This is a genomic window from Microbacterium sp. MEJ108Y, assembly GCF_000834175.1.
GTDB classification, from domain to species: Bacteria; Actinomycetota; Actinomycetes; order Actinomycetales; family Microbacteriaceae; genus Microbacterium; species Microbacterium forte.
This window is the reverse complement of sequence record NZ_JXQX01000002.1, coordinates 80,005-92,885: the sequence shown is the minus strand read 5'-3', so window position 1 is coordinate 92,885 and position 12,881 is coordinate 80,005. Positions and strand designations below refer to the sequence as shown.

Here is a 12,881-nt window from a genome sequence, read left to right as displayed (position 1 = left end):
CGTGGTCGACGCGTCGCGGCTGACCGCGGAGCCGGTCGACCAAGCGATGGCAGACTGGGCCGCGTGGAACTGCTGCGCGTGACCGATCCGGACGACCGACGACTCGACGACTACCGCGGGCTCACCGACACCGCGCTCCGGACCGTGAGAGAACCGGCGGGTGGGCTCTACATCGCCGAATCGACGAAGGTGATCGCTCGGGCGGTCGGGGCGGGTCATTGTCCGCGTTCCGTGCTGGTGCAGGAGCGGCGGGTGGACGACATTCGGCGGTTCGTCGGCCACCTCGACGTGCCGGTGTACGTCGTCCCTGACGAGGTGGCTGAATCGGTGACCGGTTTCGCCGTTCACCGGGGCACGATCGCGTCGATGCATCGCCCCGTGCTCCCGACCGTGCGCGAGGTCCTCGACGCCGCGAACCTCGTGCTGATCCTCGAGAACGTCGGCGATCACACCAACGTCGGTGCGGCGTTCCGTGCGGCCGCGGGCCTCGGGGCGGACGCGGTGCTGGTGTCGCCCGGGGGAGCGGACCCGCTGTACCGACGCAGCGTGCGCGTGAGCATGGGCACGGTGTTCCAGGTGCCATGGACTCGCATCACGGATTGGGAGTCGGCCGTGGCGGACCTCCACGCGGCGGGGTTCGACATCGCAGCTCTCGCTCTCAGCGATGACGCCGTGACGCTCGATGCCTATGTCGCGAACCGCCCCGAGCGAGTCGCCATCGTCATGGGTTCGGAGGGCGACGGGCTCTCCCGCACGGCCCTCGACCACGCCGACACGGTCGTGACGATTCCGATGTCCGGTGGTGTGGATTCCTTGAACGTCGCGTCTGCTGCTGCAGTGGCGCTGTGGGCGCTCACCTCGCCCTGACCGCTGGCCGTCGTCAGTCTGACTTCGGGAGGACGATCGGGGAGGGCTCGGGGCGCTTGGCCACGATGTGATCGCCGGATGACTGGTGGCGCAGACGCCGCAGGACCCAGGGCACGAGATGCTCTCGTGCCCAGCCGAAGTCCTCGGTGCGGGCCTCGCGCCAGGTGCGGAGGGGGATCGTCTCGGGCTGCATGGCCTCGAGATCGTTGGGCACGTTGAGCGCGCGCAGAACCATGCGGGCGACCTCGTGGTGGCCCAGCGAGTTGTAGTGCAGGCGGTCGTCGTCGAAGAACCGCATGTCCTGCACGACCTTGAGCGCCCACTGATCGGCGACGATGCAGTCGTGTCGCTCGGCGATCGCGCGCACGTTCTCGTTGTAGATGGCGACCTTGCCGCGGAAAGCCCGGAAGACCGGGGTGAAGGCCGTGTCGACTCCGGTGAAGAGCAGAATCGCGGCGCCCGTCGACGACAGACGCGCGACGGCGTCCTCGAGCTGGGCGGCGATCGCGTCGGGGTCGGTTCCCGGTCGGATCACATCGTTGCCCCCGGCGCAGATCGAGATGAGGTCGGGATGCAGCGCCACGGCGGGCTCGATCTGATCGCGCACGATCTGGGAGATCAGCTTGCCCCGCACGGCGAGGTTCGCATAGGCGAAGTCGTCGACCTGGCGCGAGAGCACCTCGGCGACACGGTCTGCCCAGCCACGGAGGCTGCCCGGCTGCGACGGGTCCGGGTCGCCGATGCCCTCGGTGAACGAGTCGCCGATCGCGACGAATCTCCGCCAGGGATGGGGATTCTCGTTGTCGAGCTCCGGGGTTCGGATCGAATCCTGATCTGTCATCCAGCTCTCCTTCACGACGAGCGCAGCCGTGCGGTGGAGGCCGCGCAGTGACCGAGCCTACCCGGGTACGAGCGTCCGGGCGAGACGCGCGCGGCGGAACTCGTGAGCGTGCCGAGTGTCGGCGGCAGCGATTATCGTTGTCTCGATGCTCTCTCCGTCCTTTCCTCAGCGTGCCCCTTGGGGAACCGCGAACAAGCTGCGCGCCTGGCAACAGGAAGCGCTGGAGCAGTACTTCCAGGCCGATCAGCGAGACTTCCTCGTGGCGGCGACACCGGGTGCAGGAAAGACCACGTTCGCCCTCACGCTCGCGGTCGAGCTCATGCGCATGGGCGAGGTCAACCGCATCATCGTGGTCGCCCCGACCGAGCATCTGAAGACGCAGTGGGCCGATGCCGCCGCTCGCGTGCACATCCGTCTCGACCCCCGGTTCCGCAACAGTCATTGGGCGCCGGCACGGCATTACCACGGCGCCGTGGTCACCTACGCGCAGGTGGCGGCGAAGTCGTCGGTCCACCGTCATCTGACCGAAGACGCGAAGACGCTCGTCGTGCTCGACGAGGTGCATCACGGTGGCGACGCGCTCAGCTGGGGCGACGCGATCCGCGACGCCTACGGTCCGGCGAAGCGCCGACTGCTGCTCTCCGGCACGCCGTTCCGCAGCGACACCGCACCGATCCCGTTCGTCGAGTACCACCCTGACGAGTCCGGCGCGCGCATCTCCCGCACCGACTACAACTACGGCTACGGCCGGGCGCTGGCAGACGGCGTCGTCAGGCCCGTGCTCTTCCACATGTACGCGGGCAAGATGCGCTGGCGCACGAGCAGCGGCGACGAGCTCGAGACGCATCTCGGTCAGGACAACACGAAAGACGTCACGTCGCAGGCCTGGCGCACGGCGCTCGACCCCGAGGGCGAGTGGATGCCTGCGGTGCTCTCCGCCGCGGACCGTCGTCTGACCGAGATCAGGCACCACGTGCCCGATGCCGGAGGACTGGTGCTCGCGACCGACCAGACGGTGGCACGCGCCTACGCCAAGATCCTGCACAGCATCACGGGACAGCAGCCGACGATCGTCCTGTCCGACGACGCGACAGCCTCGGAGCGGATCGAGAAGTTCAGCAACAGCGAGGATCGCTGGATGGTCGCGGTGCGCATGGTGTCGGAAGGCGTCGATGTGCCCCGACTCGCCGTCGGGGTCTACGCGACGTCGTCGTCGACGCCGCTCTTCTTCGCCCAGGCGATCGGTCGCTTCGTGCGGGCGCGTCGACGGGGTGAGGCGGCGAGTGTCTTCCTTCCGCAGGTTCCGGTGCTCATGGGACTCGCGAACGAGATGGACAAGCAGCGCGACCACGCTCTCGATCGTCAGTCGAAGGACGACGACGGGCTCGAGGACTCGCTGCTCGAGTCGGCGAACCGCGAAGACGACGCCTCCGATGCGTTGACACAGGAGTTCAGCTATCAGGCGCTCTCGTCTGTTGCGCACTTCGACCGGGTCGTGTTCGAGGGACAGGAGTTCGGCCAGCTCGCCGAGCCGGGCACTCCCGAGGAGGAGGAGTTCATCGGGTTCCCCGGTCTTCTCGAGCCGGAGCACGTGCACGAGCTGCTGATGCAACGCCAGGCACGTCAGACTCGCCTGCGAGAGACACGGGAGGCCGAGGCAGGGCCGACCGAGACGACCACGCTCCCGGCGCCGCTGCACCGCACGCTTCGCGAGCAGCGCCAGCTGCTGAACAGCCTCGTCGGCCTGTACGCCCGACAGAAGGGCGAGCCGCACGGGGCCGTGCACGCGGAGCTGCGCCGGATCTGCGGCGGGCCTGCTGTCGCGCAGGCGACCGTCACGCAGCTGCAGTCGCGCATCGACGTGCTCCGCAAGCGCGTCCGATCCTGAATCGCGCCTTCGGTTCGGAGGCCCGAAAAGCTGGCAATCCTGCTCCCAGTGCCGCCGAGAGAGTGGCTCGAAGCTAGCGTTGAACGGTTGCCCCGTTCCCGGGGATCGTCGATCAGGAGACTTCATGACAGCCCCCGCTGCCGCCGAGCCGACCGCCGCAGACCGTCGCCGCTGGGCGCGCTACCTCGTGGAAGAACGCGCCGAAGGGCTCGTGTACCAGAAGCTCGCGAACCGTCGCACGGGCGAGGAGCGCGAGATCCTGCTCAGCCTCGCCGATGCCGAGCGTCGCCACGAGCAGCACTGGCTCGATCTGCTGGGCGCAGAACCGGCGCGACTGCCGCGAGCCGGCATCCGGTCTCGCCTGCTGGGCTGGATGGCCGGGCGGTTCGGATCCATCTTCGTCCTCGCACTCGCGCAGAGCGCCGAGGACAGATCTCCGTACGATTCCGAGCAGTACGCGACTCCTGCCATGCGCGCAGACGAGAAGGTGCACTCCGAAGTCGTCCGCGGTCTCGCCGCTCGTGGGAGGCGCCGTCTGTCCGGGTCGTTCCGTGCTGCCGTCTTCGGAGCGAACGACGGCCTGGTGAGCAACCTCGCACTCGTGCTCGGCATCGGCGCTACGGGTGTCAGCTCCGCCTTCGTCCTGTTCAGCGGGATCGCGGGTCTGCTCGCCGGGGCTCTGTCGATGGGCGCGGGGGAGTTCGTCTCCGTGCGCTCCCAACGCGAGCTGCTGGCGTCGACGGAAGCCAACGAGGATGCCGCGGCATCCGCCGCCGATCTCGACATCGACGAGAACGAACTCGCTCTGGTCTACCGCGCGCGCGGAATCGGCCAGCAGGAGGCGCTCGAGCGCGCACGGCGGATAGTGGACGCCGCGCGAGCCGGAGTCGAGCGCACGACGACGGGGCCGATCCACCTCCACGCCGGAGACGACCACGAGATCGTCGGCAGCGACTGGACGGCGGCCATCTCGAGCTTCCTGCTCTTCGCGTCCGGCGCGATCATCCCTGTGCTCCCGTGGATCTTCGGACTCGATGGGACGACTGCGGTGGTCGTCGCGCTCGTGCTGGTGGGGGTCGCTCTGCTGTCGACCGGAGCGATGGTCGGCATCCTGTCGGGGGGACCGCCCCTGCGTCGCGCGCTGCGGCAGCTGGCGATCGGCTTCGGCGCTGCGGCCGTCACGTACGTGCTCGGGCTGGTGTTCGGCGTGAGCGCGCTCTGACGCGCGCCGGCCCGTGGGGCAGGGCTCGGGGAGTTCACCTCGGGTTCTGCCGGACGACACGTCGACACCGAAGGTACGAAGAAGGCCTCGGATATCGTATGGATATCCGAGGCCTGTCTGTGCGCGGAGGGGGACTTGAACCCCCACGCCCTTACGGGCACTACGACCTCAACGTAGCGCGTCTACCATTCCGCCACCCGCGCAGGTGTTGGATGTTCGTTGCCGAACGAAGATTTACATTAGCACGAGCTTCGAGGCACTCAGAAACCGGCGGTGACGCCCGGGCGCGCCACGACGTTTCGATAGCCTGGACCTCATGACTGACGTGGCTCTCCCCGAGGTGGTTCGCATCGCGAGCGACCTGATCCGATTCGACACCTCGAACTTCGGCGGAGGCAACGCGAAGGGTGAGCGTGAGGCAGCCGAATATGTCGGCGCCTATCTGCAGGACCTGGGTCTGGATGTCGAATACTACGAGCCGATCCCGCGGCGCACGAACGTGATGGCGCGCGTGCCGGGGCGCGATCGGAGCAAGCCGGCTCTCGTCGTGCACGGACACCTCGACGTCGTCCCGGCGATGGCCGAGGACTGGAGCGTCGACCCGTTCGCGGGCATCGTGAAGGACGGCATGCTCTGGGGGCGTGGAGCGGTCGACATGAAGAACATGAACGCGATGATCCTCACGGCCGTCGCAGACCTCCTGCGTGCGGGGGAGCAGCCGGAGCGCGATCTGGTGCTCGCCTTCTTCGCCGACGAGGAGAACGGCGGCGTCGAGGGCTCGGCGCTCGTCGTCCAGAACCACCCGGAGTGGTTCGCGGGAGCGACCGAGGCCATCAGCGAGGTGGGAGGCTATTCGATCACGGTCGACGATCGCCGCGCCTACCTGCTGCAGGTGGGGGAGAAGGCGCTCATCTGGATCCGCCTCGTCGCGCGAGGGCGTGCCGGCCACGGAAGCCGACTGCACGACGACAACGCCGTCACGAAGCTCGCAGAAGCTGTGGCGGCCCTCGGGCGCACTCGATGGCCCCTTCGTCTCACTCCCACCACGGAGGCGCTGTTGCAGGGCCTGAGCGCTCTCACAGGCCGCTCCATCGACGACCCGGACGCGCTTGCTGCCGCCGCCGGCCCCGCTGAGGCGTTCCTCCGCTCATCGTTCCGCACGACGACGAACCCCACGGCGCTCACCGCGGGGTACAAGCACAATGTGATCCCCGAACGAGCCGAAGCGCTGATCGACGTGCGGGTGATCCCGGGAACCGAGGACGAGGTGCTCGCCGAGCTGCAGCAGATCGTCGGCGATGACATCGAGATCCAGACCGTCGTTCGCGACATCGGCATGGAGACGCCGTTCGAGGGCGAACTCGTCGAGGCGATGGTGGCGAGTCTGGGGCGGCACGACCCGGGAGTGCCGGTCATTCCGTATCTGCTCGGCGCCGGAACCGACAACAAGGCGCTGGCCTATCTGGGGATCACCGGGTACGGATTCGCGCCACTCCGCCTCCCTGCCGACCTCGACTTCACGGGGATGTTCCACGGTGTCGATGAGCGAGTGCCCGTAGAATCGCTTGTCTTCGGTCAGCGGGTGCTGGCCGATCTGCTGCGCACGTATTGAGCTCTCTGCTCCACGTCCGCGCACCACGAATCAGAAAGCTCCTCCATGCACTTGTTCGAAGCGCTCATCCTCGGCATCGTCCAGGGACTCACCGAGTTCCTCCCGATCTCCTCCAGCGCCCATCTGCGCATCCTCGGCACGTTCCTGCCGTCCGGCGAGGACCCTGGTGCCGCGTTCACCGCGATCACGCAGATCGGCACGGAGGCGGCGGTCGTGGTGTTCTTCTGGCGCGACATCGTCCGCATCATCGCGCAGTGGTTCCGCTCGCTGACAGGCAGAGTGCCGCGCAGCGATCCGGATGCCCGGATGGGCTGGATGATCATCATCGGCAGCATCCCGATCGTGGTGCTCGGCCTGCTCTTCCAGGATCAGATCGAGACCGTCTTCCGGTCGCTCTGGATCGTCGCGATCATGCTGATCGTGTTCGGCATCCTGCTCGGCGTCGCCGACCATGTGGGCGCGAAGCGACGCAAGCTCGATCAGCTCACCTATCCGCATGGCATCGCATACGGCTTCGCGCAGGCGCTCGCGCTGATCCCGGGTGTGTCGCGCTCGGGCGGGACGATCACGATGGGACTGTTCCTCGGTTATGAGCGCGCGGCAGCTGCGCGCTACGCGTTCCTTCTGGCGATCCCCGCGGTGTTCGGCAGTGGCTTGTATCAGCTGTTCAAGAGCTGGGACGAGCCTTCGTTCTTCTCGTTCGGCGACACGCTCGCAGCGACCGGCATCGCGTTCGTCGTGGCACTGGGCGTGATCGCGTTCTTCATGAATTACATCTCGAAGCGCAGTTTCCTGCCGTTCGTGATCTACCGCATCCTGTTGGGCACGGTGCTCCTGGTCCTTCTCGGCACCGGCGTCATCGCGGCATAGCAGCGCGGCACCGGAGACCTCCTGGCTCAGCGCTTGTGGTCTCCGGGGCCGTCGCCTCTGCGCTTCAGATAGCGCTCGAAGGCCTGAGCGATCGCATCGCCGGACGCATCGGGGGAGTCCCACGTGTCGCGGGTCTGCTCGAGCTGGCGGATGTACTCCGTCATGTCCTCGTCATCGGCGGCGGCGGCGTCGATCGACGCCTCCCACGCGGCGGCCTCGGTGCGAAGGTGATCGCGCGGGACGTCCACGCCGGTCAGCTCCTCGAGCCTGTCCAGAAGAGCGAGGGTGACCTTCGGTGACGGAGTGGCGGAGGCGACGTAGTGCGGCACGCTGGCCCACAGGCTCGCGGTCGGGATTCCGGCGCTCTCGGCGAAGTGCTCGAACACGCTGAGGATGCCGACGGGGCCCTCATAGAGAGACCGCTCGAGGCCATGCGCTGCGCGGACCTGCTCGTTCTGGCTCGACGCGAAGATCGAGATCGGTCGCGTGTGGGGCACATCCGAGAGCATCGCGCCGAGGGTCACGAACCCGGTGATGTCGTCGCGAAGAGCGACGTCGATGAACTCCGCAGCGAACGACTGCCAGGTGCGCGCGGGCTCGACTCCCGTCAGCACCCAGAACTCGGGACCGGGCCCCGGGTCGCGCGGGCGCCACAGACCGGCCTCGGGCCAGGTGAGCTGGCGGCGGCCTTCGGCGTCCGTCTTCGTGGCCGGGCGGGTGTACTGATAGTCGAAGTACAGCTCCGGGTCGATGGAGTGCACGAGGTCGTAGTCGTTCGCGGAACGCAGCGCGGCGATCGCACCGCTCGCGGCCTCACCCGCGTCGTTCCAGCCATCGAAGGCGACGATGACGATGCGTGAACCGAGGACATCCATCGTGGGCTCCCTTCGCCAATTCCGGATCGGTATCCCTCCAGGCTAGTCCGACCGCGCGGGGACCGGGCGGAGCCACGGGTAACATGGTTCGGTGAGCAGACAGCCCCGCGCGATCCTCTGGGACATGGACGGAACCCTCGTCGACACCGAGCCGTATTGGATGGCAGCCGAGACGGCGCTGGTCGAATCCTTCGGCGGGTCATGGACCCACGAGGACGCCCTTCAGCTGGTCGGCAACGGTCTCATCGACAGTGCGATCATCCTCCAGCAGGCGGGGGTGGATATGGACGCGGAGGCGATCATCTCGCTCCTCACCGATGGAGTGCAGGAGGCGCTGCGCACACAGGGAGTGCCTTTCCGCCCCGGTGCCCGCGAGCTGCTGCAGGACCTGAAGTCGGCGGGGATCCCCACCGGCCTCGTCACGATGTCGCTGCGCCGTATGGCGTTGAGCGTCGTCGACCTGATCGAGTTCGACGCCTTCGACATCGTCGTCGCCGGCGATGACGTGATCCACCCCAAGCCTCACCCCGAGCCCTACCTGCACGCGGCGTCGCTGCTCGAGATCGACATCGCCGAGGCCGTGGTCATCGAGGACTCGCCGACCGGACTCCGTGCAGGCATCGCCTCCGGCGCCGTCGCTCTCGGCGTGCCGCACATCGTCTCCCTCGACGACGTGGGCGCTCACGAGCTCTGGCCGACCCTCGACGGTCGCACGGCCGCAGACCTGATCGAACTCTTCGACCGCAAGACCTCCATGACGGGAGCCACCCGATGACCGACATCACCTCACCGCGGCCGAGCGGGCCGTTCCGGGAGGGCGATCGGGTGCAGCTGACCGGCCCCAAGGGTCGTCTGCATACCGTGACCCTCCGCGAGGACGGCGAGCTGCACACCCATCAGGGAGTGCTGCGGCATCGTGACCTCATCGGTCTTCCCGACGGTTCGGTCGCCGCGAACAGCTCGGGGCACGAGTACCTCGCGCTGCGGCCGCTGCTGCGCGACTTCGCGATGTCGATGCCGCGCGGCGCGGCGATCGTCTACCCGAAGGATGCGGCGCAGATCGTGATGCAGGCCGACATCTTCCCCGGCGCGGTCGTCGTCGAGGCGGGCGTCGGTTCGGGCGCCCTCTCGCTCTCGCTGCTCCGGGCCATCGGTCCGGTCGGTCGATTGGTGTCGTTCGAACGTCGTGAGGACTTCGCCCAGGTCGCCCGCGGGAACGTCGAGACATTCTTCGGCGAGACGCCGGACACCTGGAACGTGGTCGTCGGGGATCTCGCCGAGGCGCTTCCAGCCGAGTTCCCGGCCGGCACGGTCGATCGCGTCGTGCTCGACATGCTCGCACCGTGGGAATGCATGGACGTCGTCGCCGACGCACTCACACCCGGCGGCGTCGTGCTCTGCTACGTCGCGACGGCCACACAGCTCTCGCGCGTCGCCGAGTACATCCGCGGTACCGGGCTGTTCACCGACCCCGAGGCGTCCGAGACGATGGTGCGAGGGTGGCACGTCGAAGGCCTCGCCGTCAGGCCCGATCACCGCATGGTGGCGCACACCGGCTTCCTCCTCACGGCGCGCCGGCTGGCACCGGGTGCCGTGGCGCCGCAGGTGAAGCGCAGGGCCTCGAAGAGCAGCTATGGCGATGCGGATGTCGACGCGTGGACGCCCGGCGCCGTAGGCGATCGGGAGATCAACGACAAGAACCTGCGCAAGCGTGCCAGGGAGGCCGCGAAGGCCGCCGAAGGGGCACGTCTCGCATCGGGTTCGCGCGAATCCGAGCCACCGACGGAATAGACTGGAGCGCGTGCGTAAAACGTCCGCCGTTCTGGCAACCCTCAGCCTCGCCGTCCTCACTCTGACCGGATGCGCTTCGGCGCCGTCGTTCGCCGGTGATGTCTGCGATCGTGCGGCCGCGTCTACCCCATCCATCAAGGATTCGGTGTCCGTGGAGGGCGATCTGGGTGAGGCGCCCGACGTCACGGTCTACAGCCCCGTGAAGGCGGACGAGACCTCATTCGCCGACGTGATCACCGGCGAGGGGAACACCCTCACCTCGACTTCTCAGCCCATGGTGCTCGACATCGCCTTCTATGGCGGAGAGAGCGGCGAGAAGCTGTACGAGTCCGAATTCAACGGCGACCCGAGCCGCGTGCACAGCATCTCGTACTGGGCCGAGCGGTCCGCCGGACTCGAGACGGTGCTCGAGTGCGCCACCGGCGGAAGCCGGATCGTCGCCGTGCTGACCCCCGAGGACTTCGGTGAAGCCAATGCCGAGGCATTCGGACTCGCGAAGGACGAGAACGTCGTCGCGATCGTCGACCTGCAGGATGTCTACCTGGCCCACGCCGAAGGCGCATCCCAGTTCAACGACGCCCGTGGCCTGCCGACCGTGGTGCGCGCTCCTGACGGGACCCCTGGCGTGATCATCCCCGACAGCGATGCTCCGACGGAGGCTGTGACTCAGACGCTCATCAAGGGCGACGGTGCGAAGGTCGAGAAGGACTCGACGATCGTGACCAACATCATGGCCCTGGGCTGGGATGACAAGACCGTCACATCGAGCAGCTGGGGCGCGGAGCCCAACATCGGTCCGGCAGCGGAGGAGCTCGTCGGCGCGACCGTCGGGTCGCAGCTGCTCGTCGTCGTGCCCGAAGCCGACGGAAACCCGGCGACCGCCATCGTGGTCGACATCCTCGGCATCGTTCCCGTTCCGGAGCAGTGATGGCCGCCCGTATTCCCGCGGAAGAGCGTCTGACGAACCTCGTCGTGGCGCTCATGGCCACGGAGATCGGGCTCACCAAGCAGCAGATCCTCGACAACGTGTCGGGCTACCGTCAGCGTGCCGATGCGGGCGTGCGCTCGGATGCGCTCGAGAAGATGTTCGAGCGCGACAAGGACGAGCTGCGTACTCTCGGCGTCCCCGTCGAGACGATCGGCGACCAGGCTGATCCCAATGACCTCCGCGAAGCCCGCTATCGCATTCCGCAGGCGGAATACGACCTGCCCAGCGACATCGAATTCACCGCTGCTGAGCTCGCTGTGCTGCAATTGGCCGGCAGCGTCTGGAGTGCCGAATCCGCATCGGGCGACGCCAAGGCCGGCGTGCGCAAGATCCGGGCACTCGGGATCGACGGCGACGAGCCGATCATCGGCTTCGCGCCACGGATCACCGCTCGCGATGCGGCGTTCCCGCAGCTGCAGGACGCGATCGAGAAGAGCCGCGTCGTCGTCTTCGACTACCTCAAGCCGGGGGAGCACGCGCCGCGCCGCCGCAGCATCCGTCCGCTGGCTCTCGTCGACTACGAGGCGAGATGGCATGTCTTCGGCGTCGACGTGGACATCGAGGAGGACCGCATGTTCCTGCTCAGCAGGATCGTCGGGGACGTGAGGATCACGACGAGGGCCTTCGACTCCGCCCTGCGCGAGGGAGCGGGGGAGCGTGCACTGAGCGGTCTCGAGCGCGTCGCCTCTCAGAACTCGGCGCTGCTCGAGGTCACCCCTGGCACCGAGGCCTCGCTGCGTCTGGGCCGCCGTGCAACGCCTGCGGCGACCCAGGGAATCCTCGTGCCGTTCGTCGACCTGCATATCTTCGCCGACGAACTCGCCTCGTACGGCCCCGAGGTGCGGGTGGTCGAGCCGGTCGCGCTGCGCACCGCGGTCGTCGATCGCCTGAGCGCGGTCGTCGCGACCAACTCGGACGCAGGGGAGTCACGATGAGCGCTCAGACGAAGCCGCTGCTCGCCGCCGACCGCGTCCGCGTCTACCTGACGCTCGTGCCTTACCTTCTCGAGCACGGCCAGGTCTCGCTCGCTGAGGCGGCTGCGGAGTTCGGGGTGACTCCGGCAGAGATGCGACAGATGGTCGAGAAGCTGACCGTCATCGGCCTGCCCGGTGATTCCGGCTTCTGGCAGCAGCCGCAGGAGATGTTCGACATCAACTGGGACCTCCTCGACGAAGAGGACGTCATCGAGATCACCAACGATGTCGCCCTACGGCGGGTTCCGCGCTTCACCGCCCGCGAGGCCGCAGCTTTGCTCGCCGGTCTGCAGATGGTCGCCGCCGTGCCGGCGGTCTCCGACTCCGGACTCGTCAGCGGTCTCATCTCGAAGCTGTCGCGCGGTGCGGCAGACGCCCCGGCAGAGGTCGTCGTCGCGCCGAGCGCTGTCGACGAGGTGCGCCAGGTCGTGTCGCGCGGTGTGCAGAACGGTGTCGCCGTGTCGTTCACGTACCAGGCGCCCGATGCCGCACCCACCACGCGAACCGTGGATCCTGTGCAGGTGCTGATCACGAACGCACAGTGGTATCTGCAGGGGTGGTGCCACATGCGACAGGCGATGCGGACGTTCCACCTCGATCGGGTGAGCGATGCGCGTCTGACGGACATTCCGATCACACATGCCGGTGACCACGTCCCGGAGGCGTTCACCGCCGTCGAGGACGAGGGCGAGGTCAGAGTGCGTGTGCCCGAGCGGATGGCGCCTCTGCTCGGTGACTTCCTCACCGCGGACAACGCCGACGTCAGTGACGGGATCGTCACCGTGCGGCTGCACCTGGCCGACCCTCGGGGTGTGAAACGACTGGCGGCGAAGTTCGGCGGAGCCCTCGAAGTCGTGGATCCCGGCGTCGCCCGCACGGCTGCACGCGAGTGGGCCGCCGCAGGACTCGCGCTGTATCGCCGACCAGACGGCGACAACGCCGGTTAGACTGCT

Annotated in this window: 12 protein-coding genes and 1 tRNA gene; 10 read left to right on the top strand and 3 right to left on the bottom strand. The window is 67.8% G+C overall.

Annotated elements, in window-relative coordinates; genetic code table 11:
• The first annotated feature begins 63 nt into the window (after nucleotides 1–63).
• Nucleotides 64–867 (top strand): TrmH family RNA methyltransferase, encoded by an 804-nt coding sequence (locus RU09_RS01045; RefSeq protein ID WP_042536688.1) that lies wholly within the window; start codon nucleotides 64–66, stop codon nucleotides 865–867.
• 13 nt (nucleotides 868–880) lie between these two features.
• On the opposite strand, the gene RU09_RS01040 is transcribed toward RU09_RS01045, so the two are convergent.
• The gene (locus tag RU09_RS01040; RefSeq protein WP_042536687.1) at nucleotides 881–1,708 is read right to left on the bottom strand and encodes an SGNH/GDSL hydrolase family protein; all 828 of its coding nucleotides are present in this window, start codon (nucleotides 1,706–1,708) and stop codon (nucleotides 881–883) included.
• A gap of 145 nt (nucleotides 1,709–1,853) precedes the next feature.
• Here RU09_RS01040 and RU09_RS01035 point away from each other — a divergent pair, with 145 nt between their 5' ends.
• Nucleotides 1,854–3,596, top strand: a complete 1,743-nt coding sequence (locus RU09_RS01035; protein WP_042536686.1) for a DEAD/DEAH box helicase — start codon at nucleotides 1,854–1,856, stop codon at nucleotides 3,594–3,596.
• Nucleotides 3,597–3,720: 124 nt separating this feature from the next.
• Nucleotides 3,721–4,818, top strand: coding sequence for a VIT1/CCC1 transporter family protein (locus RU09_RS01030; RefSeq protein ID WP_042536685.1), 1,098 nt, complete (start codon nucleotides 3,721–3,723; stop codon nucleotides 4,816–4,818).
• A 120-nt stretch (nucleotides 4,819–4,938) separates the two neighbouring features.
• Here RU09_RS01030 and RU09_RS01025 read toward each other — a convergent pair.
• A tRNA-Leu gene (locus RU09_RS01025) sits at nucleotides 4,939–5,021 on the bottom strand.
• A 113-nt stretch (nucleotides 5,022–5,134) separates the two neighbouring features.
• Here RU09_RS01025 and RU09_RS01020 point away from each other — a divergent pair.
• Together RU09_RS01020 and RU09_RS01015 are read left to right on the top strand one after the other, a co-directional pair.
• On the top strand, nucleotides 5,135–6,430 hold the full coding sequence (locus tag RU09_RS01020; protein ID WP_042536684.1) for a M20/M25/M40 family metallo-hydrolase: 1,296 nt from the start codon (nucleotides 5,135–5,137) through the stop codon (nucleotides 6,428–6,430).
• Nucleotides 6,431–6,475: 45 nt separating this feature from the next.
• Nucleotides 6,476–7,300 carry an undecaprenyl-diphosphate phosphatase gene (locus RU09_RS01015; protein ID WP_042536683.1) on the top strand — a complete coding sequence of 275 codons (825 nt, stop codon included), beginning with the start codon at nucleotides 6,476–6,478 and terminating at the stop codon, nucleotides 7,298–7,300.
• A 26-nt stretch (nucleotides 7,301–7,326) separates the two neighbouring features.
• On the opposite strand, the gene RU09_RS01010 is transcribed toward RU09_RS01015, so the two are convergent.
• On the bottom strand, nucleotides 7,327–8,175 hold the full coding sequence (locus RU09_RS01010; protein WP_042536682.1) for a PAC2 family protein: 849 nt from the start codon (nucleotides 8,173–8,175) through the stop codon (nucleotides 7,327–7,329).
• Nucleotides 8,176–8,299: 124 nt separating this feature from the next.
• Between RU09_RS01010 and RU09_RS01005 the strand changes: the two genes are divergently transcribed.
• The 5 genes from RU09_RS01005 to RU09_RS00985 are packed head-to-tail and all read left to right on the top strand — an operon-like array spanning nucleotide 8,300 to nucleotide 12,875.
• The gene (locus RU09_RS01005; protein ID WP_042536681.1) at nucleotides 8,300–8,950 is read left to right on the top strand and encodes an HAD family hydrolase; all 651 of its coding nucleotides are present in this window, start codon (nucleotides 8,300–8,302) and stop codon (nucleotides 8,948–8,950) included.
• Complete coding sequence (locus RU09_RS01000) at nucleotides 8,947–9,966, top strand: tRNA (adenine-N1)-methyltransferase (protein ID WP_042536680.1); 1,020 nt, start codon at nucleotides 8,947–8,949, stop codon at nucleotides 9,964–9,966. The genes RU09_RS01005 and RU09_RS01000 overlap by 4 nt, the downstream gene beginning before the upstream one ends.
• 10 nt (nucleotides 9,967–9,976) lie before the next feature.
• Nucleotides 9,977–10,894 (top strand): hypothetical protein, encoded by a 918-nt coding sequence (locus RU09_RS00995; RefSeq protein WP_042536679.1) that lies wholly within the window; start codon nucleotides 9,977–9,979, stop codon nucleotides 10,892–10,894.
• Nucleotides 10,894–11,889: a helix-turn-helix transcriptional regulator gene (locus RU09_RS00990; RefSeq protein WP_042536678.1), complete on the top strand. Its 996-nt coding sequence runs from the start codon at nucleotides 10,894–10,896 to the stop codon at nucleotides 11,887–11,889. Before RU09_RS00995 ends, RU09_RS00990 begins: the two co-directional genes overlap by 1 nt.
• Nucleotides 11,886–12,875 (top strand): helix-turn-helix transcriptional regulator, encoded by a 990-nt coding sequence (locus tag RU09_RS00985; RefSeq protein WP_042536677.1) that lies wholly within the window; start codon nucleotides 11,886–11,888, stop codon nucleotides 12,873–12,875. Before RU09_RS00990 ends, RU09_RS00985 begins: the two co-directional genes overlap by 4 nt.
• Nucleotides 12,876–12,881 lie beyond the last annotated feature (6 nt).